At 47.4% G+C, this 22,985-nt stretch carries 22 protein-coding genes; 8 read left to right on the forward strand and 14 right to left on the reverse strand.

The window, feature by feature from the left end:
• Positions 1–32: 32 nt before the first annotated feature.
• The 5 genes from ACYVF1_RS24785 to ACYVF1_RS24805 all read right to left on the reverse strand — a co-directional run bounded on the left by ACYVF1_RS24785 (position 33) and on the right by ACYVF1_RS24805 (position 5,379).
• Positions 33–293 (reverse strand): Ada metal-binding domain-containing protein, encoded by a 261-nt coding sequence (locus ACYVF1_RS24785; RefSeq protein ID WP_461083981.1) that lies wholly within the window; start codon positions 291–293, stop codon positions 33–35.
• Positions 290–985 carry a 2OG-Fe(II) oxygenase gene (locus tag ACYVF1_RS24790; protein WP_461083983.1) on the reverse strand — a complete coding sequence of 232 codons (696 nt, stop codon included), beginning with the start codon at positions 983–985 and terminating at the stop codon, positions 290–292. The genes ACYVF1_RS24785 and ACYVF1_RS24790 overlap by 4 nt, the downstream gene beginning before the upstream one ends.
• A gap of 85 nt (positions 986–1,070) precedes the next feature.
• A complete protein-coding gene (locus ACYVF1_RS24795) occupies positions 1,071–1,937 on the reverse strand; it encodes a methylated-DNA--[protein]-cysteine S-methyltransferase (RefSeq protein ID WP_461083985.1) in 867 nt (288 codons plus the stop codon).
• A 285-nt stretch (positions 1,938–2,222) separates the two neighbouring features.
• A complete protein-coding gene (katG, locus tag ACYVF1_RS24800) occupies positions 2,223–4,517 on the reverse strand; it encodes a catalase/peroxidase HPI (RefSeq protein WP_461083987.1) in 2,295 nt (764 codons plus the stop codon).
• A gap of 148 nt (positions 4,518–4,665) precedes the next feature.
• On the reverse strand, positions 4,666–5,379 hold the full coding sequence (locus ACYVF1_RS24805; RefSeq protein WP_461083989.1) for a lysoplasmalogenase: 714 nt from the start codon (positions 5,377–5,379) through the stop codon (positions 4,666–4,668).
• 93 nt (positions 5,380–5,472) lie between these two features.
• On the opposite strand from ACYVF1_RS24805, the gene ACYVF1_RS24810 reads away from it, so the two are divergent.
• The gene (locus ACYVF1_RS24810) at positions 5,473–5,775 is read left to right on the forward strand and encodes a hypothetical protein (RefSeq protein ID WP_461083991.1); all 303 of its coding nucleotides are present in this window, start codon (positions 5,473–5,475) and stop codon (positions 5,773–5,775) included.
• Positions 5,776–5,952: 177 nt separating this feature from the next.
• Here the strand turns inward: ACYVF1_RS24810 and ACYVF1_RS24815 are convergent, their stop codons facing one another.
• Positions 5,953–6,081: a hypothetical protein gene (locus ACYVF1_RS24815; RefSeq protein ID WP_461083993.1), complete on the reverse strand. Its 129-nt coding sequence runs from the start codon at positions 6,079–6,081 to the stop codon at positions 5,953–5,955.
• Between the two features lie 204 nt (positions 6,082–6,285).
• Between ACYVF1_RS24815 and ACYVF1_RS24820 the strand changes: the two genes are divergently transcribed.
• The 3 genes from ACYVF1_RS24820 (at position 6,286) to ACYVF1_RS24830 (ending at position 10,616) form a co-directional block, all read left to right on the forward strand.
• Positions 6,286–6,612 carry a PadR family transcriptional regulator gene (locus ACYVF1_RS24820; RefSeq protein ID WP_461083995.1) on the forward strand — a complete coding sequence of 109 codons (327 nt, stop codon included), beginning with the start codon at positions 6,286–6,288 and terminating at the stop codon, positions 6,610–6,612.
• Between the two features lie 3 nt (positions 6,613–6,615).
• Positions 6,616–9,312 carry a permease prefix domain 2-containing transporter gene (locus tag ACYVF1_RS24825; RefSeq protein ID WP_461083996.1) on the forward strand — a complete coding sequence of 899 codons (2,697 nt, stop codon included), beginning with the start codon at positions 6,616–6,618 and terminating at the stop codon, positions 9,310–9,312.
• 179 nt (positions 9,313–9,491) lie between these two features.
• A complete protein-coding gene (locus tag ACYVF1_RS24830) occupies positions 9,492–10,616 on the forward strand; it encodes an esterase (RefSeq protein WP_461083998.1) in 1,125 nt (374 codons plus the stop codon).
• 106 nt (positions 10,617–10,722) lie between these two features.
• On the opposite strand, the gene ACYVF1_RS24835 is transcribed toward ACYVF1_RS24830, so the two are convergent.
• From ACYVF1_RS24835 to ACYVF1_RS24850, 4 genes are read right to left on the reverse strand one after another with little or no spacing between them, the layout of a single operon-like run.
• Positions 10,723–11,040: a DUF3817 domain-containing protein gene (locus tag ACYVF1_RS24835; RefSeq protein WP_461084000.1), complete on the reverse strand. Its 318-nt coding sequence runs from the start codon at positions 11,038–11,040 to the stop codon at positions 10,723–10,725.
• Between the two features lie 18 nt (positions 11,041–11,058).
• Positions 11,059–11,553, reverse strand: a complete 495-nt coding sequence (locus ACYVF1_RS24840; protein WP_461084002.1) for a hypothetical protein — start codon at positions 11,551–11,553, stop codon at positions 11,059–11,061.
• A gap of 59 nt (positions 11,554–11,612) precedes the next feature.
• A complete protein-coding gene (locus ACYVF1_RS24845) occupies positions 11,613–12,527 on the reverse strand; it encodes an AraC family transcriptional regulator (protein ID WP_461084004.1) in 915 nt (304 codons plus the stop codon).
• Complete coding sequence (locus ACYVF1_RS24850; protein WP_461084275.1) at positions 12,524–15,067, reverse strand: M1 family metallopeptidase; 2,544 nt, start codon at positions 15,065–15,067, stop codon at positions 12,524–12,526. The genes ACYVF1_RS24845 and ACYVF1_RS24850 overlap by 4 nt, the downstream gene beginning before the upstream one ends.
• A gap of 133 nt (positions 15,068–15,200) precedes the next feature.
• On the opposite strand from ACYVF1_RS24850, the gene ACYVF1_RS24855 reads away from it, so the two are divergent.
• Entirely contained in the window at positions 15,201–16,472 is a 1,272-nt protein-coding gene (locus tag ACYVF1_RS24855; RefSeq protein WP_461084006.1) for an asparagine synthetase B, read from the forward strand.
• Between the two features lie 83 nt (positions 16,473–16,555).
• Here ACYVF1_RS24855 and ACYVF1_RS24860 read toward each other — a convergent pair whose 3' ends face one another.
• Together ACYVF1_RS24860 and ACYVF1_RS24865 are read right to left on the reverse strand one after the other, a co-directional pair.
• Positions 16,556–16,909, reverse strand: coding sequence for a hypothetical protein (locus ACYVF1_RS24860; protein ID WP_461084008.1), 354 nt, complete (start codon positions 16,907–16,909; stop codon positions 16,556–16,558).
• A gap of 182 nt (positions 16,910–17,091) precedes the next feature.
• Entirely contained in the window at positions 17,092–18,714 is a 1,623-nt protein-coding gene (locus ACYVF1_RS24865; RefSeq protein ID WP_461084010.1) for a carboxylesterase/lipase family protein, read from the reverse strand.
• A gap of 194 nt (positions 18,715–18,908) precedes the next feature.
• On the opposite strand from ACYVF1_RS24865, the gene ACYVF1_RS24870 reads away from it, so the two are divergent.
• Together ACYVF1_RS24870 and ACYVF1_RS24875 are read left to right on the forward strand one after the other, a co-directional pair.
• Positions 18,909–19,670: an NrtR DNA-binding winged helix domain-containing protein gene (locus ACYVF1_RS24870; RefSeq protein ID WP_461084012.1), complete on the forward strand. Its 762-nt coding sequence runs from the start codon at positions 18,909–18,911 to the stop codon at positions 19,668–19,670.
• 23 nt (positions 19,671–19,693) lie between these two features.
• The gene (locus ACYVF1_RS24875; protein ID WP_461084014.1) at positions 19,694–20,245 is read left to right on the forward strand and encodes an NADAR family protein; all 552 of its coding nucleotides are present in this window, start codon (positions 19,694–19,696) and stop codon (positions 20,243–20,245) included.
• A gap of 65 nt (positions 20,246–20,310) precedes the next feature.
• On the opposite strand, the gene ACYVF1_RS24880 is transcribed toward ACYVF1_RS24875, so the two are convergent.
• Complete coding sequence (locus ACYVF1_RS24880) at positions 20,311–20,748, reverse strand: LytTR family DNA-binding domain-containing protein (protein WP_461084016.1); 438 nt, start codon at positions 20,746–20,748, stop codon at positions 20,311–20,313.
• An 86-nt stretch (positions 20,749–20,834) separates the two neighbouring features.
• Positions 20,835–21,248 (reverse strand): hypothetical protein, encoded by a 414-nt coding sequence (locus ACYVF1_RS24885; protein ID WP_461084018.1) that lies wholly within the window; start codon positions 21,246–21,248, stop codon positions 20,835–20,837.
• Between the two features lie 562 nt (positions 21,249–21,810).
• Here ACYVF1_RS24885 and ACYVF1_RS24890 point away from each other — a divergent pair.
• Entirely contained in the window at positions 21,811–22,968 is a 1,158-nt protein-coding gene (locus tag ACYVF1_RS24890; RefSeq protein WP_461084020.1) for an SGNH/GDSL hydrolase family protein, read from the forward strand.
• The last annotated feature ends 17 nt before the right edge of the window (positions 22,969–22,985 follow it).

Raw genomic sequence — 22,985 nt, forward strand, 5'->3', positions numbered from 1 at the left:
ATTAACGAAAAACCATGAGACGGGCAAGTAGGTTATTGGTCACGCTTCCACAGTGTGTAGGTTTCCGGTAAACACACCGCGCAAGGTCGATAACCGGCTGAAACCGCTTCGGGTACGTCTCTGAAAAATACGCGGTTTTCGGGTTTCATACGTTTGCCTGTCCGACAGTCAAGACGGCCATAAATCTTGCCCGGCCGATGACCACCTAACGTAACACTGCTCGATCTGATCAGTTTAACCAACGTTCGCAGGCGTGCGTAGGGAGTTGCGCCCAGTTCAGTATGACGTATCATGCGGCATCGTGAAAAATCAAACCCAAATTAATCCGCGTCCCAGAACGTACTTCGCTGACACCATGTCGCATAGCAGCCCGATAGTAGCCACGAGTGCTTTTGGCTGGCCGGTATTTTGTAGTAAACACCACGATTTGTCCTTGTTGGGGCTGTAAAACAATGGCTTTCGATTGCATACGTGGGCGTTGTTCCACCATGACAAATTCTCCTCCCGTGTAATCGACATCTGGCTGACTTAGAAAAAGCACGGCCTGAAACGGGAAATACAACTCGCCGTACATATCCTGATGCAATGCGTTCCAATCGCCAGAACCGTATTTTAGAATAAGGGGTGTGGGACGATTTTGACCAGCTTTGTGGCAGGTTTCCAGCCATTCATCAAGGGCAGCCGGATAACGTAGCGGAAGTCCCAGTTTTTCATTCCAGTCATTGGCAATGGGCGCTAATTGAGCAAATAACTCGTGGCGAAGTGTATTTACAAGAGTTGGTAATGGATAATTGAAGTATTTGTATTCGCCACTACCGTAACCATGTTTTTGCATCACGATGGTTTTGCGATACAAATCAGGTATATCGAACACATCCGTTAAATCCTCACATTCGTTTTTTGAGAGGAGTGAGGGTAGCAGTATGAAACCAGTTTTGGTAAGATTGGCCTGATAAAGAGGCCAGTCAAGATTTTTGTAGATCATCTTTGTTGCTATTAATTATCAAACGCGGATTGTTATGACTTACATAGATCATAACATCCGCGTTTGATAAGCCAGAGCTATTTAATTATACATCCGTTCTGGCAGCTTCCCAGCCAAGCATAGCTTGCTTCCGGTCGGAACCCCAACGGTATCCTCCGAATAAACCCGTCTTTTTGATAACCCGGTGGCAGGGGATTAAGTAGCCGACCGGATTACTACCGATTGCTGTTCCAACAGCTCGTGAGGCAGTCGGCTGTCCGATGGCTTCGGCAATCTGGTCGTAACTCGCTAATTGACCTTCAGGAATTTTAAGCAGAGCTTCCCATACCTTTAGCTGAAAGGCAGAACCACGTAGTAACACGGGTAATCGATACGTTGTCTTATCGGAAAAAGACGTATTGTTTGTTACGTCGGCAGTTGGAAAAATCTGATCTGCAAAATGCTGAAGCGCAGCCAGATCCCGAACAAGCGTAGCTTCGGGCCAGACCGATGCCAGGATAATTTCTGCTACGTCGCCTTCGTTCAGGAAATGCAGCAGCGCAATTTTTTCGCCAATGGCACCCAGCACGTAATGCCCGAATGGGCTGTTAAAAACTCCATATGTGAGCACAAGCCCCGAACCCGATTGTTTAAATTGCCCCGGCGTAACGCCTTCGATGCTGACAAACAAATCATGTAATCGGCCTGTACCCGACAAACCTGCATCATGAGCGGCATCGGCTAGAGGAGCCCCGTTACGCAGGCGATTTTTGGCGTGTTCGAGCGTAAGGTATTGCGCAAATTTTTTAGGACTTACTCCCGCCCATTCCGTGAACAATCGTTGAAAATGGAACTCGCTCAGATTGGCTTTTTCGGCTAGTTCGCGTAGCGAAGGTTGTGCCTGATAATGAGCCGTCAGGTGTTCGATGGCGCGGGCAATTTGCTCGTAGGTGTATGTGTTGTTGGTGTTCATAGCCTTTGTGTTTGTTGAACAAATTTCGCCATAAACGGAGTGCTTCAAAACCCGATTCTTGCTGAATTGCTACGTTAGCTTATCCGTTATTTTGTCGTTTTAAGGCACGAAGAACCTTAATGCACCTTTACACAAAGAACACGTTAAAATTCCTCGTGTCTCAGAATGACAAAAATCTTTACCGGTAAAGATTTTACTGATTTCACAATCGGTATACAGGGCATCTATAAACAAAGAGAGCCATGCCTTACCGGGATGGCTCTTCGATTTTGAATGGACTTAAAATCAAGCCAGATCAAATCGATCAAGGTTAGTCACTTTAGCCCAGGCGGCTACGAAGTCCTTGACAAACTTCTCCTGTGCGTCTGAGCTTGCATATACCTCAGCAATGGCCCGCAGCTCCGAATTAGAACCGAAAATGAGGTCGGCACGAGTACCTGTCCATTTTACTTCACCTGAGTTGCGATCGCGACCTTCGAAGATTTCTCTGTGCTCTTCCACCGATTTCCACGCGGTGCGCATATCGAGCAGATTCACGAAGAAATCGTTGGTTAGTACACCAACACGGTCTGTGAAAACGCCGTTTTTAGAACCGTTGTAGTTACCACCCAGAACGCGCATCCCACCAATCAGAACCGTCAGTTCAGGGGCTGTCAAAGTTAGTAACTGGGCTTTATCGACCAGCAATTCTTCAGTCGAAACGGTGAATTTGCCTTTCAGATAGTTCCGGAAACCATCGGCAAGCGGTTCCAGAACAGCAATCGATTCTACATCCGTTTGCTCCTGAGACGCATCCATTCGGCCGGGTGTAAACGGAACTGTAACCTCCTGACCTGCATCTTTCGCGGCTTTCTCAACGCCAGCATTACCTGCCAGCACAATCAAATCAGCCATCGAAACTTTTTTGCCGCCCGATTGCGTGCTGTTAAATTCTTCCTGAATACTTTCCAGAATACCCAGCACTTTCGATAATTGAGTCGGATTGTTTACAGCCCAGTCTTTCTGGGGAGCCAGTCGAATCCGAGCTCCGTTGGCACCGCCCCGTTTGTCTGAACCGCGGAACGTAGCAGCCGAAGCCCATCCCGTCGAAACTAACTCAGACACTGACAAACCAGATGCAAGAATATTGGCTTTCAACGCAGCTACGTCGTTGTCATCGATCAATTCATGATCAACAGCCGGAATTGGGTCTTGCCAAAGCAGCTCTTCCTGCGGTACGTCGGGACCCAGGTAGCGAGCGCGAGGGCCCATATCACGGTGGGTCAGTTTAAACCAGGCGCGGGCAAAGGCATCTGCAAACGCATCCGGGTTTTCAAGGAAACGTCGCGAAATCTTTTCGTATTCAGGATCGAAACGTAGCGCGAGGTCAGTCGTTAGCATAGTCGGGCGGTGGCTTTTCGACGGATCGTGTGCGTCGGGAATGATGTTGCCGGCATCTTTAGCTACCCACTGATGGGCACCGCCTGGGCTTTTTGTTAATTCCCATTCGAACGCAAACAAGTTCTGGAAATAGTCATTGCTCCATTGGGTTGGCGTACTGGTCCAGGTAACTTCCAGACCACTGGTGATGGTATCACCGCCTTTACCAGAACCAAAACTATTTGCCCAGCCAAACCCTTGTAGCTCTAAATCAGCACCTTCGGGTTCTGGACCAACGTGATCTGACGTAGAAGCACCATGCGTTTTACCAAATGAGTGACCACCGGCTATCAGCGCCACCGTTTCTTCATCGTTCATCGCCATCCGGCCGAACGTTTCACGAATATCTCTGGCGGATTTAATTGGATCCGGGTTGCCGTCTGGCCCTTCCGGGTTCACATAAATTAAACCCATATGGGCGGCTGCCAGGGGCTTTTCCAGATCGCGTGAGTGGGTAATGCCTCTGGCATCTTCATCAGAGCTCACTACGCCCTGCGCTGCTACACCCGGCACCCCTTTTGAATAACGATCCTCGTTGCCGAGCCATGTTTTCTCCGAACCCCAGTAAACATCTACTTCAGGTTCCCAAACGTCTGGACGGCCACCGGCAAAACCAAACGTCTTGAAGCCCATCGATTCCAGTGCTACGTTACCTGTAAGAATCAGCAGGTCGGCCCAGGAAAGTTTCTGACCATATTTTTGTTTGATTGGCCAAAGCAGTCGGCGAGCTTTGTCGAGACTGACGTTGTCAGGCCAGCTATTGAGCGGAGCAAAACGCTGCTGACCGGCCCCTGCGCCCCCACGACCATCGCCTGTGCGATACGTACCGGCACTGTGCCACGCCATCCGAATGAACAAAGGGCCGTAGTGTCCAAAATCGGCAGGCCACCAATCCTGAGAATCAGTCATCAGGTCGTGAAGGTCTTTTTTCACGGCTTCCAGATCAAGGCTCTTAAACGCTTCGGCGTAATTGAATTGCTCACCCATCGGGTTCGATAGCGACGAATGCTGACGAAGGATGTTGACTTTCAATTGATTCGGCCACCAATCGCGATTTTGTGTACCGTCGCCGGCGGCAGTGAATTTTTCAGTATTTTGAACTTCACCTGCGATTGCCGAGTGAAACGGACATTTACTGATGTCACCTGAATAGTTTTCCATTGTGCAAATTATTGGTAAGAACCTATCTAGAAATGTGTTTTTAGGCGGTTAAGGTTAGTAAACCGATTTACAATTGCAAGATTAATCTCTTGAATTTGATAAATCAAATTGATTTAATTGATAATCGTATCGAAAAATACTATATGTCTTAAGCATCAACATGTTCGGTCGCCCATTCATGTTGCACAATGCCCATGACAATCAGGTACTGCGCCATGGCGTAAGTAATCATGATGAGCCACGTAGCACCCGCAATCGGGAACAGGAATTTATCGATAGCAATTGCTGAGTCGGATAAGATAAATAGAACGGCTCCGAGTGCTACCCAACCATAATTCAGTAAACCTTTTCGCAGAAGCGCCAGCACACCCATCAGACTCAAACAGAAAACGTACCCAACCACCGGCCACCATAAAGGCGTTAATTTTGGATCAAGGAAAAATCGCGGTTTGAGAATAAATAGAAAAATACCATCGTACAACACAAACGGAATTGCTGTCAGCGAGAAGGAGCGGGGACGTATCGACTTTCCACTTGCCTGAATGTCAAGCCAGAAAGCTCGGCTATAGCAGATTTGCATCACCAGAAAAGAACCCAGGCCCAGGGCAAACAAATCAATCTCCTGAATCATCAGAAACACATCGCCCAACAGCGCAAATACCATTCCGGCGATGAGCCAACGTAGCGGTCGGGTATACGTAGCAGACCGAAATTGTCGCCAGACGTAATAAAGCAACAGCCCCATTATCAGTGGCTTGCAGACGTAGTGCAGCCAGCGAATGGATAACGTATCGCCCAATATTTCGAGCAACGTAACACTGGCAAATAAGAGCGTAAAAAGGGGAGGAGTTTGCCTCTTCATGGATAGGCTCAAATAATAGTTTCCGGCAAGGTTAACAAAACCTTTCGAACAATAGCGAGTTAATAAACTAATACTCAACCAAAGAGATACAACATGGATAAGTTACAGAAGCTCGAATTGATGAATAAAGTAGTTCGCGAACTCGAGGATTTACAAAATAGCCAGACCGCTTTAATCTCAAAAATCAGCCAGATTGAAGTAGATAATATGAACGGTCTGAACGATCGACGTCTGGAAAAAGATTTAAGCGATATGCACTCCAAAATTGCGGAGAATAACGACGCCATTACCCAAATTTTCGAGTACTTCGAAAGTAAACGGGATGAATACGGCGAGAAAAATCGCTCAGATATTGCCGCTATCGAGGCCGCTGCAGCTGTTGATGCAACCCGATAAAAATACCTCCTCTGTAACCAAAAGCCGGGCACTACGTCTGGCTTTTGGTGTTTTTTGTGATTTCAATGAGGTATGGACGGCAATAAAATCGGATAAATCATTGATCAATCTATCAGCCATATTGTCTGTTATAACCATTAGTACAAAGAACTACTTCGTATAGCTCGCAAACGGCAATTACCTATTCTTCTCCACCAGACTGAACGGAAGCTTATAATTCATAATGTTGCAGTGCCGGTCGCCGTCGGTTTGAGCAGCTGGTGATTTTTTCTGTTTGAGCAGATGCGTATAGATGGTTAAATTCATTAGCAGCATTCAAAAACAAACGAAGGCAAAAGCACACGATTGCTATTCGTATCAGTTATTATTTTCGGACATAAACTGTACGCTTCCGGACAGCTACCAGAGCTAGTGATAAGGTTATTCGGTTGATAATCTACATGTTATATATATGGCACTTTATTTGTTTAGCAAATAGTAAGAAAATGGATAAGACTGAATAGAACACCAATGAGCAGAACCTATTTAGGAGAATTTGAAGAACTTGTTCTGCTGACTGTCGCTATCCTGAACGGATCGGCTTACGGACTCAATATTGCCGAAGAGTTGAAGCAGCGGACCCAACGTTCTATTAACCTTAGCGGTGTTCATGTAGCCTTGTATCGGCTGGAAGAAAAAGGATTTGTCAAGTCAGAACTTGGCGGAGCTACGGCAGCTCGAGGAGGCCGTCGAAAACGGCTTTTCTCCGTAACTGCCTATGGGAAGCGCACGCTGGATGAGATGCGTCAGGTACGTAACGACCTGTGGGAAGCCATACCGAATTTATCGTTTTCGTAAGCCATGCCGCAACGTCAAGACACACCTCAGCCGCCTGCCTGGGCCGATCGGTTACTCCGATTCGTCTGTCCGGCTGATCTACAGGAAGAACTCCTCGGCGACCTGCACGAGCAGTTTGAGCAGCAGGTGGCTCAGGTAGGTGAATCAAAAGCCCGTCGTCTGTATATACAAGAGGTCATTCGCTTCTGTCGACCTTATTTCATTGGCCGCCAGCTTACTAGGCAACTGACGGAAGTAAGCACGAATTCAACCTTTTCTTTTCTGAGCCCGACTATGCTACGTAATTACCTCAAAATCGCCTGGCGAAATCTTCGCAAAAACAACACGTTCTCGTTCATTAATGTAGTCGGACTGGCAACTGGGCTCGCCATGGCCTTACTTATCATCCAATACGTACGTTTTGAGTTGAGTTATGAAAACACTAATCCGCTGGCGAATCGGATTGTGCGACTGACCATCGACTACATGAATGGCAGCACGATTGACGCTCAGGACACCGAAACCTACCCTCCATTTGGAAACAAAGCCCGGCAGGAAATGAGTGAAGTGGTCAATTACACGCGTGTATATCCCGTTGGTTCGCCAACCATGACCGTACAGCGTGGTGATCGTTATTATCTAGCCGACAAGGTATTTGCCGTCGATTCTTCTTTTTTTTCCATGTTTAACTACCCCTTACTGCGGGGCAGTCGGAAGGATCTGTTTACCAAACCCCGTCAGGTTGTTCTCACCGAAACGACGGCCATGACGTATTTCAATACGCTTGACGTAGTGGGCAAAACGTTGAAGATACCCCAACAAGGCAATAGCGTTCTACTCGAAATTGTCGGTGTTGTGGCAAACAGCCCGGCAAATACTCATTTAAAATTTAATATGTTGCTTTCCTACCCGACCATGTTATCCGACTTTGGTGAGAAAGAAGACAATTGGGATGGAAATAATACCCTGACGTATTTGCAGCTAGCTCCAAATGTGAATTATGACACATTTACCAAATCTGTTAAGGCATTTAGTGATCGTTTGCTACGTGACAAGAAGATAAAAAATGAGCAGGTAATCGCTCAGAAAATCAGCGACATCCACCTGTATTCCCGGAAGACGTTTGAAGTAGAACCCAATGGCGAAGCCCGATCGGTTTATTTTCTGCTGGGAGTTGCGTTTCTCGTGTTGCTGAGCGCCTTTGTCAACTACGTTAATCTGACCACCGCCAAAGCCCTCGACCGGGCGCGGGAAATCGGCGTTCGCAAAGTAGTTGGTTCTACCCAGGCTCAGATCAGATCTCAGGTTTTGCTGGAAACCCTACTGGTAAATATTCTGGCAGGGGGGCTGGCGCTGGGACTAGTTGCTGCGCTTCGGCCAGTATTTGTAGACGTAGCAGGCTTGCCCGAAGATTTTACTCTCTTTAATGACGTATTTTTCTGGAAGAGCGTAGGCGCTTTTCTGGCACTGAGTGTGGTGCTCTCCGGATTTTATCCAGCCATTATTCTGGCTGCTTTCGAGCCGGTCAAGGTTCTCAAAGGCAATTTCTCCCGCTCGGTTAGCGGTACGTTGCTCCGTAAGTCGCTGGTTGTTTTTCAGTTTACCATGACCCTGATTCTGCTCATACAAACCTTTGTTGTCTATCGACAGGTTGCTTTTCTGCGGGAACAGAACTTAGGAATGGCCATCGATCATACCGTAGTTGTGAAAGCCCCCGTGGGAATCGATACTCGTCAGGATTACGAAGCGTTCCGGCAAATGCTGCTCGATCAGGCAGGGGTAAAATCGGTCGCCTTTTCCAGAACCGTACCGGGCTTGAGCTCGAGCCAGATGGGCACAACCACAGGCGTCAATCTGGCTGATGCCGTTAAGAAAACCTCCTATAATTATTACCTGGCTGGCATTGATACGTCGTTTATTCACCTGATGGACATACGGCTGCTTGCTGGCAAAAATTTTGATACGTCGACCCGCCCCGGCTTTTCAGATACGACCAGTCGGCAACTCATTGTTAATGAACAGACGTTACGGCTGTGGGGGATTCCTGATCCTGAGGAAGCTATCGGTCGACGGGTCGATTTTTGGGGGAGGCAGGCAATAATTCGGGGCGTTGTCAGTAATTATCATTACGAATCGCCCAAAGCACCCTACATTCCTATTATCCATCTCTACTCGCCCAGCTTCGAATCGTTCGCCAGTGTTAAGTTTGCGGGGGGAGATGCCCGCCAGCAACTTGCTACGTTAAAGCGGGTTTTTGAAGCCAATTTCCCGCATTCTCCGTTCAGTTACTTCTTTCTGGACAGTGAATACGATAAGCAATATAAAGCCGATGACCGCTTCCAGCAGGTATTTGGCGCATTGACAAGCCTGGCTATTCTGATTTCCTGCTTAGGACTGTTTGGCCTGGCTACGTTTACGGTTGCCAAACGAACCAAGGAAATCGGTATTCGCAAAGTGATCGGTGCCAGTACGACGAACCTGGTTGTTCTGCTATCAAAAGAATTCATCCGCACCGTGCTGGTGTCTATCCTGATCGGCTTGCCAATTACGTATTTTCTAGTCAGCAACTGGCTGTCAAACTACGCATCCCGTGTGGAACTGAGCTGGTGGCTTTTCGGCATACCAATCGGGTTAATTCTGTTTCTGGTTTTGGTATCTATCGGAAGCAAAACCATCGCTACAGCCCTAATTAATCCGGTTAAATCGTTACGTAGTGAATGATCAATCTGCTTCTGACATATACAGCATACGTACCGCTTCGCCCGATGGTTTTTAGTCCTAGATTTTCATGGTTCATCCTACTGGGCAGTTGGAATAAAAGTCTTTGTGTAAAAAATACGGAATGACTCAAATGCGTGGTAGATTGTAGCGTTTTGTTAAACTCTTTCTTTACGAATCGCATGAATCTATCAAACCGGCTTTTGCTTTTCAGTTTTCTGCTGCTCCAAACGGCAGCGCTCGTGGCTCAAGTGCCCAGAATGCCCCCTGTTAAATCGCCGGAAGTTGCCGATGGTGGATTGACTTTCCGGTTACGGGCGCCAAATGCGAAAGAAGTGATCCTCGACATCGAAGGTGTTTCGAAGGAAACAATGACCAAAGACGATCAGGGCGTCTGGAGTTTTACCAAAAAGCTCGACCCGGATGTGTATGACTATGCGTTTGTCGTCGATGGGCTACGGATTCCAGACCCCGCCAACCCGGTCGCCAAACCTTGTTATCAATGCAATGGACAGAGTCTGGCGCACATGCCGGGGCCGGCATCGCTGAGTTGGGAAATAAAGGATGTGCCGCGTGGTATCGTCGATCACCACGTCTATCGGTCAGCGGTTATGGGCGAAGATCGTGATTATTATATGTACCTACCCCCAAATTATGACCCCAAACGTAAGGAACCTTATCCCGTATTTTTCCTGCTGCATGGTGCTACCGGAACGGCTTTATCTTGGATCGTGAACGCGCAGGCGAATATTATTCTGGATAATTTAATTGCGGAAAGCAAAGCGAAACCTATGATTATGGTCAATACGTTGGGTTATGGCGGGAATGAAAAATACACGGCGGAAGTGCTTCAGGAAATTATCCCGCAACTGGAAAAAACCTATAACGCATCTAAAAACAGAACCCAACGAGCCATTGCTGGCTTGTCGATGGGCGGAGGAACAGCATTTTATACAGGGCTGAATAACCTCGACCATTTTGCCTACGTAGGCGGTTTTAGCAGTGCCGTTGGATTCGGGGCAGGACCTCGTCCTGCGGCAACAGCTTCTCCGGAAGAGCAGAAAAAAGCAATGATGGATAGTTTTGCCAAAGCTTATCCAAAACTGGATGAAAGCGCCAATAAGCAGCTAAAACTCTTGTGGATTTCCTGCGGAGCTGATGATTTCCTGCTTCAGAATAACAATAACTTTAAAGAGTACCTGACGTCAAAAAAGGTGAATTTCAAGGAAGTAAATACGTCAGGAGGTCACACGTTCATGGTATGGCGCAGAAACCTGACCGACCTTGCTCCCCTACTGTTCCAATAAGATTTAGGCCAAAACAGGCTCCGGCTGTTTGAGTCGAAGGATAACCTATAGTCGCTTCGTCACTCAAACAGCCGGAGCCTGTTTTGGCCTAACCCATTTAGTCCTGTTAAACCTGCTCTGTGGTGGCGGGCAAATCACGGAAAACCTTGTAATCAGCGTAGAACGTACCGAAAGGAATAACGGACGCCAGCAAAGCCAGAAATGTTTTGCCCGCTGGCCAGCCGTATTCGGTTTTCGCCTGAATAATCGTCAGCACGTAGAGCACAAAAAGCAGGCCGTGAATAGGGCCGAGAATCTGTACCGCTTCTGGATGACCGCCAATACGTTTTAACGGTACGGCGATGAATAAAAGCAAAATGTACGAAAGCCCTTCGGCGAAACTGACGATACGTAGTCGGATTTTGGGTGAATTGAAAAAATGCATGGTTAGTACGTTGACGGTTTAAAATGAACGGTACAAAGGTCGGTTAGCCAGGGGAGAAAACGGCCAGGGAATCGCAATAAAGATGAGAAGCAGACCAATTCCGAAATAAATAACGGTTGTTTTGAATTTCTGCTGATCCGACTTCTGGCGTTTCGCCTTACTTGATCCAATGGTCATGACAATGACTGATGTAAGCATCAATCCAATATGAATCAGGCTGAAAAATGAGAATTCGTGCCCTTCCTGATACGTTGGATGCGATTTCCAGTAATAGCTCACAATTGGACTTTTGGCGTAGAGATAGAATCCTGCCAGCAATTGCGTATGCGCAATTGACGTAGCAACGACACGTAGCGTCTGATCAATACGTTGATACGTTCGATGACGTACCAGACCCGAAATGCTGCTGCCAAGCGATGCCAGCAGGCTTGCTAACACCAGCCAACGTAACGCATTGTGAACGACTAAAAGAATTGGATAAATCATGGAAAATCCCGACCAAGTTATTTTCACAAAGTTCTGTTGGTAAACAGGAAAATTGGTAGGCGAAATCGGGCGAAGATTAGTCAAAATCAATCATTCGGTCGGGTGTATCGATTTCTGAATTCGGTGGGGCTTAGCTGGGTGCATTTGCGGAACAGTTTACCAAAACTCGACGGGTCATCGAAACCCATCTGCTGCGCCACCTGCGAAACAGTTAAATCTGATTGAAATAGCAAAACTTTAGCTTCCAGTATGATACGTTCGTCGATCCAGACAGAAGGCGATTTCCCCGTCCGAAATTTGACCACTTTGTTGAGGTGATTGGGGCTGACATTTAGCTGCTCGGCATACGTAGTGGTTAGCCTAGAATGACGTATCTGAGTAGTCAGCAAATCCATAAAACGTTGCACAAGTCGATCACCCGCGTCAGTCTTTACTGGAAACGTATCGACATAAGCCCGGTTAATTTCAGTCAGAAGTGCCAGCAGGTAAGGCGGAATCAGATCGGTTTTAGCGGCACCGTTTTCGAGATATTCGATGTTTAGTCGATTACATAAATTATTGATAAACGTAGTTTGCTGCGCCGATAGGGTAACGTGCGGATTTCCTGTCAGTTTGAGGAATGGAAAGTCAGTTTCACCAGCCGCGCTACGTACCAGTTCCTGACTGAAAAAGCTTAGGTAGCCCGACGAATCGGTGCTAATCGTCTGAATGGCAAATATTTGTAAAGCCGGTACAATAACCAGGCTTTGTGGCCGTATGATGTACGTCTGGTGCCCAACGCTTATATCTACATGCCCCGACGTAACAAAAAAGAGGGCATGATTACTCGTTCGGGACGGGGGCAAAGGCAACTTGATCACCTGCCAACTGGTTTCCAATGGGCCAATAATAAACTGGTTAAAGTTTTCTTTAAACCGATCTTCCCACGACTCATCTCTGATCAGAAATAAGTCCTGGGACATTTTTGGACTGATCGCTGGAAACGCATCGTCGGTTGTCATGGCTGATACAGCAATTTGCTTGCCCGGAACGTACCGTCGGCTGCTTGTAAGAGCTTGGCTTTCAGGCGCGCATTATACGTAGGGCGATCCGCCAGAAACCGACGTACCAACTGAGCTGTTTCGGGAGTTTGATAACTTGACAGCGTCGAACGTAGCCAGGATTCGGGGAAGAAAATATCGCCCGTTCGCTGAATTTCTTCCAGCAGTTCCAGGCTTTTCAATACGTATTTCGAGGATGTTTTGCTACGTAGTGGATGATGAAGATAGCCAAGTGCGGACGTTACGTAGGCTTCGCGATCGCGGTTAGCTTCCTGGGCCAGCGATGCGAAAAAAGCGTCCCGTTCCGCTACGTTACCTGACAAAGCGGGCATCATAAATTGCAATCGTTTCTGCCGGTCCGGGTTTTTAATACGTGCCAACTGTTTGGCTAAAATTCCTTCTGCCGGATAGTCGCGGACAGCCAGCGCTAAGGCCAGTGAAGTGTAATCATCTTCGGTCAACGTAACGCCGGTTGGGGCTTTCTGGTGGTTCCAGATGGCATACAGTCTATCCTGCGCTTCCCGGCTCAGAGCGATATTCTGATACAAGCGGAACAGCAGTTTTTTCTTGCCCGGACTGGATGGTCCGGATAATGGCTCCTGCTCCATTGCCTGCCACGCTGCCTGTTCAACTGAAACCGCCAGGGCTGGGCGTTTTTCAGGTCGGGTAAAATTCCAGACAATATCAGATAGCTGGTTCGTAATCAGTCGAAGGTTTAATTCTTCCGATTCTCTGCTTAACATGTTCTGATACCCCAATGCTAGTTGCTCAGGAGAAATTCCTTGCCCTGAAAGCATGTTTTCGTACAAATTTATGTACGTAGCCGCCCGCGTTACCGGATCTTTGGTGTCTTCCAGCAGGATCACCGACGCAGTATCGACCGGAAAAATCCCGTAAGCCTGACCGGTTGAATTGAACGTAACATACATTGGCGTTTTCTTGCCAATCGCTTCTTTCAGGGTAATCTGCGGCTGATTCATGTTTACGGTCAATTCCTCCCGATGATCGCCGTAGACCAGCGCAACTTCAAAGGATTGCGGCCAGAATCGGTTTGAGCCATCTTCGGCCTGCTGCGATATGACAAACTGCTTTATAGTCCCACCCTTGCCATCCCATTGATATGTGAATTTCGGTCGCCCCGTTTCATTGACCCATACGCGGTTCCAGGCAGCTAAATCGGTTGGGGTACGGGCGTCCAGAATAGCGATCAGATCGGCCCAGGTGGCGTTGCCGAATGAGTACTTTTTGAGGTATTCCCGCAGGCCATCACGTAGCGCTTCTTTGCCCATCAAGCGTTCCAGTTGCCGCATCATGATAGGCGCTTTGTGGTAAATGATGCCTCCATATAACGTACCGGCTTCCTGCAAATTTGCCAGCGGCTGTCCAATTGGATTGGCTCCCTCCGTTCGGTCAACGGCGTAGGCCGCCGGAAAATGATCGACTACAAACTGAAGGTCATAATTGGCGTCGGGACTCGATACTTCCGTGATTTTATCGGCCATGAAATTGGCGAACACTTCTTTCAGCCACACATCATCGAACCAGCGCATTGTCACCAGATCGCCGAACCACATGTGCGCCGTTTCGTGCGAAATCAACGTAGCACGGGATAGTTTCTGATCGCGGGTAGCGCCGTTGTCCAGAAACAGGCTCGATGAACGGTAATCGATAGCCCCAACGTGTTCCATGCCTCCGTACTGAAAATCGGGTACGGCCGCGAAATCGAGTTTCTGAAACGGGTACGGAATCTGGGAATAGTCTTCCAGGAAACGTACTGCATCGGCGTGAAGATTAAAAATCGGGTCAAGACTGAGCCGGATTTTGGACGTATCGGTTTCGCGGTGAAGCAACGTCATGGCCCGGTTGTTCAGCGTTCGCGTAACGGATTTGAATTTCCCCGCCACAAATGCGAATAGATACGTCGGAATCCGCTCCGACTGCCGGAAACGTAGCGTTTTTCGCTCACCCGTTTCTGCTGAGTCCTTAACGGCGGCATTCGTTATGGCTTGCCACGTTTTGGGTACGGTTAGCGTTAACTGAAATGACGCTTTTAAATCAGGCTGATCGAAACACGGAAACACGGTTCTTGCGCGGTCGGGAACGAGCAGGGTATAGAGGTAATCGTCGTTTCGGTTCAGGGAAAGATTACCGGCTGTAAACTGGATGGAAACCACATTTTTTCCAGCCTTCAGAAAAGCAGTAGAAATGACCAGATGTTCGCTCTCGAATACGATAGGGACCGATCGCTGATTCAGGGAAACATTCTGAATATGAGTACGTTCTTCCTTGAAATCGAGCAGAAGCGGAGCTGTGTTTTTCTTCCAGTTGAAGGAAATTGTTTCACTGGCTGGAATAGGCTGGTTTTTTTGATCAGGAATGTCGAACTTTAACGTATAAGCTAATTGAGAAATCGTCTGATTTCGAGATTTTGCTAACGCTTGTGATACCCCTGTTTCGATTTGGTAACGTTTAGGCGTAATGTGTTGAGCGTTACCACGCATAGCCGAGAAAAGAAATAAGAGTGCCGTAATACCGTAACGAGTCATAGAAGTGTAGGAGAGGAGTTTTACGTTCCTGGTTTCTGGTGGAACAAAAAACGCTCTCGTGTGTCTTGCATCAAAATTAAGGTACGTAATGAAACAGCGCTTATCTTTTCTGCTGGTATTCCTGGCAATTTTAAGTCAGGCCGCGCCCGCCTGGGCCAATTTCGTCCTGATTCCCATGGATGATCAACAATCCAATCACCTGAAAGCCTACGGCATTGCCTACAAAGTGCTGAAAGACGATGGCGAGGTCGAATGGCTACTGAACTATCGGGGCGGAAGTTTTATGACGAAACAGACGGCTGCGGTAGAAACAGAATGCCGGGTGCGTGGAGTTTCGTTTGAAACCATTTCCGACTCCAATGCTGAGTCGATACGTCGGCAACTGCAAAATCCCGACGTCAATATGGACGTAGTGAAGCTCCAGAAAGCGGCCAAAATTGTGGTGTATTCGCCGGTAAAAGTAGGACCGGCCGAGTTCGAAAATACGGATGCGGTATTGTTAGTGCTCACGTATGCCGAAATTCCGTATGAACTGGTCTATGATGAAGAAATCCTCAAGGGTGATTTGCCCAAATATGACTGGCTTCATTTGCATCACGAAGATTTTACGGGTCAATTTGGACGTAACATGCACCGTCAGTCGGTTGCCGACATCAAAGCACAGGAAGACATTGCGCATAAATATGGCTATCAGAAGGTATCGCAAATGAAACTGGCTGTCGCTAAAGGTATTAAAGAGTTCTGCGCGGGCGGTGGTTATCTGTTTGCCATGTGTTCAGCCGCCGAAACGCTCGATATTGCACTGGCTGCAGAAGGGGTCGATATCGTAGGGAGCAGTTACGACGGAGATGGAACAGACCCTAATGCGCAGGAAAAACTCGATTTCAGCAAAACTTTCGCTTTTGGAAATTTCAGCCTTGAATCTGACAATGGATACCGGGGTTTCTCTACGTTCTCCGACATCAACTCGGCAGCCGGACGTGGTTATGAGCAGTCGAGTGGCTTTTTTGAGTTGTTTAACTTTTCGGCAAAATGGGACGTTATTCCCGCCATGCTGACGCAAAATCACGAAAACGTTATCAAAGAGTTTTTCGGGCAGACGACGGCTTTCCGCAAAGGCGCTGTTAAGGCAAGTAGCTTAGTGATGGGAGAGGGGAAATCGTCGCACCGCTACATCTACGGCGAATCGGGCCGGGGGCAGTGGACGTTCTACGGCGGTCATGATCCCGAAGGTCTCCGGGGTGGGGGTGGCTTCCGTAACCCAACCGATTTAAACCTATATCCCCATTCGCCCGGTTATCGGCTTATCCTGAATAACGTACTGTTTCCATCTGCCCGGAAGAAAAAACGTAAGACGTAGTACCACGTTACTAAGCCAACAAAAGCCCCGAAAATGATACGTTCATTTTCGGGGCTTTTGTTGGCTTAGTAACGTAGCGACTATTAATTAGGTCGCTTTTTTCGTTGCAACAGATAGATGAACTTGTCACCCTGCATTTTGAAAGAGGCTAATTCCCAGCCGTTTTTTACCATAAAATTGAGCGCGTCAATATTAGAATTGAACGTAATGGCTTTCTTGTCGGCATCCATAAATTTTTGGCGGTTTAGGCCAGTATCAACAAATGGCTGTCCATAGTCGATCAGTATGCGAGCCCTGGTCAACGGCTCCGCATTTTCGCAGATCAATTGACAATAAGGTGTGTTGAGCGTATCGATTGGTACGTCGTTGACAAAAATTTGTCCCATACTGTTCGAAACGATAAACAAACCTAGCAGAAGAATTAGCAGCGTTTTCATAACGAAATCGATTTTTGATACGTCCTAAACGGTTGACAGGCGTATGTTAACAAATGATACGTTAGTCAGGTAAAAAAGTATGTTTGACGTTACGTTATACTGAGTTCTGCCCAACAAAAAAGGTTCGGAATCTGGTCCCGAACCTTTTTTAACGTATTACTGAAGGCTTAATCTGCTACGTATTACTGCTTATTGTAAAACTGATCGAGGAAGATGTAGCGGCCTTTATTTTTCTCGGTTTCCAGTCGCGTATTTACGTCGATCTGCATATACTGGACACTGTTGCCACTGTTGGCGGCTGGCCAGTTCGGTAATCCCGAACCGTTCGGATTGCCGGTTTTGATGAAATTGGCAAAGTACTCCTGCATGACTTTCGAGACTTTATAATCGTCGGGCGTCCAGGCATACACTTTGTTGCTAGCCAGATTTCCCATCGCATATTCGATTTCGGCTGAGTGAACAGCCCCCCGGTCGGGTTGACGTTTGGGAGCTGCCTGACCATCCCCTTTCACAACACCACCAGCCAAACCGGCGGTAGCATTTCCCATTTCGGGACTCATTTCCGGGCGAGGGCGGGAATAATAGTACCGATACACAGGTTTGCCACCAGTTTTTGCCTGCATGTCAGCCCATTTCCACGTACTGTAGGCCAGAAAACGGTCGCTGGCTAATTCCGTACCGGTCTGCTTTACTTCTTCTTCGTTGCTGGCCGGATACAGTTTCAGTACTTCATCCGCTTTCTCGCCATACAATTTTTTAACTGCACTGGCGTAATTTTCGGCGGTAGGCGCTTCTTTGCCTAAAATACCTTGGTAGCCCATTTCCTGCGAGTTCCAGCCTACAAGCAATGGTACGTGCGACTGTTCACCCGCTTCGAAAATTTCAATGGGTTGTTTCGGGAAGAAGTAGCCATCGATGGTCGAGGAAAACCAGGGAACGCCGGGCTTGGCAGTAGCTTCGAGCAACTTGTCAGCAGGCATCGCCCGCAGTTCGGCCAACGTAGCAGCACCGGCAGTTTTAGCAAACGCAACGCCCGTTTCTTCAGCTTTGGCCATTGGAACCGGTGGCATACCGCCCAGCAATGAACCACTTTCGCCGATAGCACCCGCAAACAGATTTTTGGCCATGGGCGAAACCATTTGAGCGCTTACTGAAATAGAACCAGCCGATTCGCCGGCAATAGTTACTTTCTTAGGGTCGCCACCGAAGGCAGCAATGTTCTGCTGAACCCAACGTAGCGCAGCCGCCTGGTCCATATATCCGTAGTTGCCCGATGCATGATGCGGAGACTCTTTAGTGAGCTCAGGGTGAGCGAAAAGGCCAAATACGTTCAGCCGGTAATTGACTGTGATGGCTACAATACCTTTCTGCGCCATGCTTTCGCCGTCGTAACGCGATTCCGAACCGTCGCCTGCTACAAAACCACCGCCATAGAAATAAACCAGCACGGGCAGTTTCTCAGTAGCCGATTTCGCCGGTGTCCAGACGTTCAGATACAGACAATCTTCGCTCATGCCATCCGAACGGAAACCCATGTCGCCGAAGATGGGCCGCTGCATGGCGCGGGGGCCAAAATGGTCAGTTTTGCGAACACCCTGCCAATTTTTGACTGGCTGTGGCTCTTTCCAGCGTAAATCACCAACCGGTGGAGCGGCAAACGGAACACCTTTAAATGCACGGATGCCACTGGCTTCGGTAACGCCTTCCACCATGCCATTGACAGTTTTGGCTTGTGGTTTGGATTGAGCCAGAACGGCGGGGGCTGCCTGTATCATAAGCAGACAAAGAAGAAACGTAATTTTCATAAGGGCTTGCGGATTTGAACGTAATACGAGTAGGGGTTATCAAAAATACCTGAGGACGTATCAATTGATCATCAGAAACAGGTTGCTACGTTCGTTGGAAAAATTTCGAAACGTTATTGTATCAATTTGTTACAATAATAGTAAGTTCGCTTCAGAGTAGCAAATTTTTGTTAATTGCCCTAAAATTGAACTGTATGGCTGAACCACTGGCTCCTAAAGTAAACAATCCAACTGGTCAGGGATTTTTGCCGGGACTGGCAATTGACCTGGTGATTTTCGGATTTCACGAAGGTCAGTTGAAGGTTTTGCTGCTGGAATATCAGAACACAGGTTTATTCGCTTTGCCAGGGGGATTTATTCATACGACTGAAGATTTGAATGAAGCCGCCCGACGCATTCTGGCCGAACGTACCGGATTACATGATATTTATCTGGAGCAGTTTCATGTATTCGGCGATTATGCGCGTTACGATGCGGCTAAAGTACCTATGACGGCCATTATGCGAGCCAAGGGGCTTTCGCCGGTAGACGGCCATTGGCTGCTACGTCGGTTTGTATCGGTGGGTTATTACGCGCTCGTTGACTTCACCAAAGCAATTCCGACGCCCGATGTGCTATCTGATACCTGTAACTGGTATGATTTTGTGAAGCTGCCCACGCTCATGCAGGACCACAACGTAATGGTACAGAAGGCACTGGAAACGCTACGTATCAGTCTCGACCACAACCTGATCAGCTTTAACCGATGGGCCGCTCCACTACTGCCCGAAACGTTTACAATGGTCGAATTGCAGAATCTGTACGAAACGATCTTAGGGCAAAAACTGCATCGCTCCGGTTTTCAGCGGAAAATACTGGGTTCAGAAATACTGGAAAGACTAGAAAAAAAATACAGCGGAGGAGCGCACAAAGCTCCCTACCTCTATCGGTTTGCATCGGGAAAAGAGCGGTCTTAAATGCAATCAATTTGTGATTGGAAATGATTCGGATGACGTACAGTCGGGAGTGGCTTATCGGGAATGTTGAACGAGGGAATCGACTTAAGTACCTCTTTTTCTGGGGGCATCAAAAAAGCAAGAGCGGTGATCTGACAGCTTCGTGTTTTAGTCAGTGGTGGCCTTCGTCATTTGTGGTCGATAACGTCAGATATAATACGGCTGAACACTGGATGATGGCTCAAAAAGCGTTGTTATTCGGTGACCAGGAATTAGTTACCAAAATCATCGCGTGTAAATCGCCTGCTGAAGCCAAATCGCTTGGTAGACAGGTACGTAACTTCGATGAGGCTATATGGAACAACAAGCGTTTTGAGATTGTAGTGCAGGGCAATTTGCAGAAATTCAGCCAACATCCAGACCTGAAAGAGTTTCTGCTCAATACCAAAGATAGAATATTGATAGAAGCCAGTCCGGTAGATAACATCTGGGGTATTGGCCTGGCGGCTGACAGCGATAAAGCCGAAAGTCCCGAAGAGTGGAAAGGCTTAAATTTGCTTGGTTTTGCGTTGATGGAAGTGAGAGATCAACTATAGAATCAAGCGGGTACAGGTCAGCGTAGTTGAAGAGACCATATCTGGCCACCTTTGCTAGTAATCGATTACTTCTGGTTCGGCGCGTAAAAAATGGCGCGTAAAGATCTGGTCCTCACGGGTGCTTCGCCCATCATCTGCTCGCATACGTCGTGCCAGCGACGGCGGGCGATGGGTAATGTCAGGTTCATGGAAAGATGCATCCAGTAGCCATCGTCCCGGCTTTCCAGCTGCTCAACAAACCGCCGATTCACTACGTAGTTGCGATGAATTCGGATGAACCAGAAGGGAGGAAGCTTTTCGTAGTGGTATTTTAGGGGACGGGCCAACTGAAATGATTGACCATCCAGCCAGTAAAATTGTGAATAACTGACCTGTGCTTCAATATATATTAAATCGGCAATCGGAAAGTTTTGGCGACCAATTTGAGGCAGATTTACACTTACGGGCGGGTAAGCAAGTAACTCAGCCGACGGTTTTGTCGGCGGTTCGAAATGAAAAGTCATTGTTCGTCGAGTTCGTTACGGATACATTTTATACGAACAAACCGGCGATTTGGATTTATAGCTACAGACTAAAGCTCCTCAAACTGTCAGTAGCGCAAAGCGGCAAGCGAAACCGTATAACCAGTGTAATTCCCTGAAATGCCATTATCCGTTCCCGTTTTCTGACAGGTAACCACGGTGTTGTTCCGAACGTATGTAAGGCGGTCGTTGGCTACGGGCTCAATGCTGTAGCCCAGCTCAATGAGCTCTTTCTGAAGGGCTTCATACGCAGCTTTCGAATGAACCTGATAAACAATTAAATCAGAGCGCGAATTACGCGAATATTGGATGAGCCCGGGCGCAGTAGCTGGGTTGTTCAGCAATGTATTACCATTATAGGCAAACAGGCAAGTCCAGCCATTTAGGCCACCGGTACTTTTATAACACACAAACCCCTTCTGAAACATACAGGCATCAAACTGGCTGGCGGGTAAACGCATGTATGTTAGCAGCTCAGCCATTCGGATTTTTTGCGCGGACACTGACAATGAACAAATTATAAAAAAACACACGAGAAAGGCTCTGACATCACGTAGGGAATGAAAGCGGGGTATCATCGACTCAGAAAGGTTAGTAAATCACCACTATGAAACTGCCTAAAAGAGAAGCAAATAACAGGCCAATACATGATGAACCGTTAGTGATAATGTGTACCTACCACGATTCCACAAACGCTTATCTCTATTGTTAATCATTCACTGGCCGTTTAATAAGCCAAAGCACCGTTTATGGTGAAAAGAGTAAGATTTGATCAAAATATAAAATTAGCAGGACTTAAAATTGTACATTTTCTCGTAAATTTGTCGCCACTTTTCGAGCGTAGCATACTTAACTATGAACTTGTACGTATCCACAATTTACCGGGTAGGCTTTGTCAGTTTTGACCCCAATCGAAGCGCTACCTTACCTACTTCTTCCTTGCTATATCAATCATCCTGCATCCGCGGTACTTAGTCGGTTCAATACTCTGGCAACCAAGTATTTAATCAACTCTGAATCATTGTTTAAGATAACCCAATTCTGATGCGGGCAAAATTAATCTCAGGAAGTATCCGGCTGTTTTTGCTAAGTTTCCTGACATTCATGCTGTATTTCGGCGACCATTTTAGCGTTAGCTTCGATTACCCTACCAAATATTTATTTGACAATATTTACGTAAGGCTCATCAAATGCAGTCTGCTGGTTTTACTCTCTATTGAACTAATACGATTGTATTATTATGGAATCGTAAAAAACCCGCAGTCGCCAAAAATCCTTACTAATTCGCTTACCCTGTTTTTGCCATTAGTACTGCTGATTGTTGGTATGGAGATGGCGTTTATGTTTATCGAACAAAGTCAGGAGGGCGGTCTTACACTGGCTTCTCATATTTGGTTCGAGCGGCACTGGCAACCAGTAACATCTGACAACTACCGCGATTCGGCGAAAACCGATACGGCTGGTAAGAAAAAAGTGCTGATTATTGGCGATTCATTTACGGCGGGGCACGGGCTGGAGTCAACAGATCAGCGATTCGGCGATGTTCTGGCGCGCAAGTTGGGGAGTCAGTACGTAACCTATAACCTGGGCCGACTAGGTTCCGAAACAGGCGATGAGTTCAGACGGCTTAAAGAGTTTAAGGTGAAACCCGATGTACTGGTGCTTCAGTATTTCCCCAACGATATTGAAAAAGTAGCGCGTGATCATGGCGTTGTGCCAGCGGCATTCACCCCTTATACCGACCTACCGCGGGTGGTGCAATCTGTTTTTCGAAAGTCGTATCTGCTCAACTATATATATTGGCAGTTTCCGCACGGTAATTTTACCCCGTTCGATCATTATGCCCGGAAAGCTTACGGCACCAATACTATAACGAAGGCGCATCTGGCTGAACTCAACCAGTTTATACAGTACGCCCGGCAGAACAATGCCTGTATCTACGTAGTATTGTTCCCGTTTATGAATAACGTGGAGAAATCGGCCGAATACACCAGACCAGTTGTCGATTTTTTTCAACAGAACAACGTTCCCGTACTTGAAGTCAGCAAAGTTATTGGTGATTTAGCTCCTGCCGAGCGGGTTGTTGGCCGGAACGATGGCCACGCCAGCGCCGTAGTGAACCAGCGTGTAGGCGAAAATCTGTACAAAATGCTGCAGCCTGATTTACGCATGAACAATAGTCTTGCGCTAATCAGGGAATAGTAGCATTCCTTTGTCCC

It is taken from the genome of Spirosoma flavus, assembly GCF_054778555.1.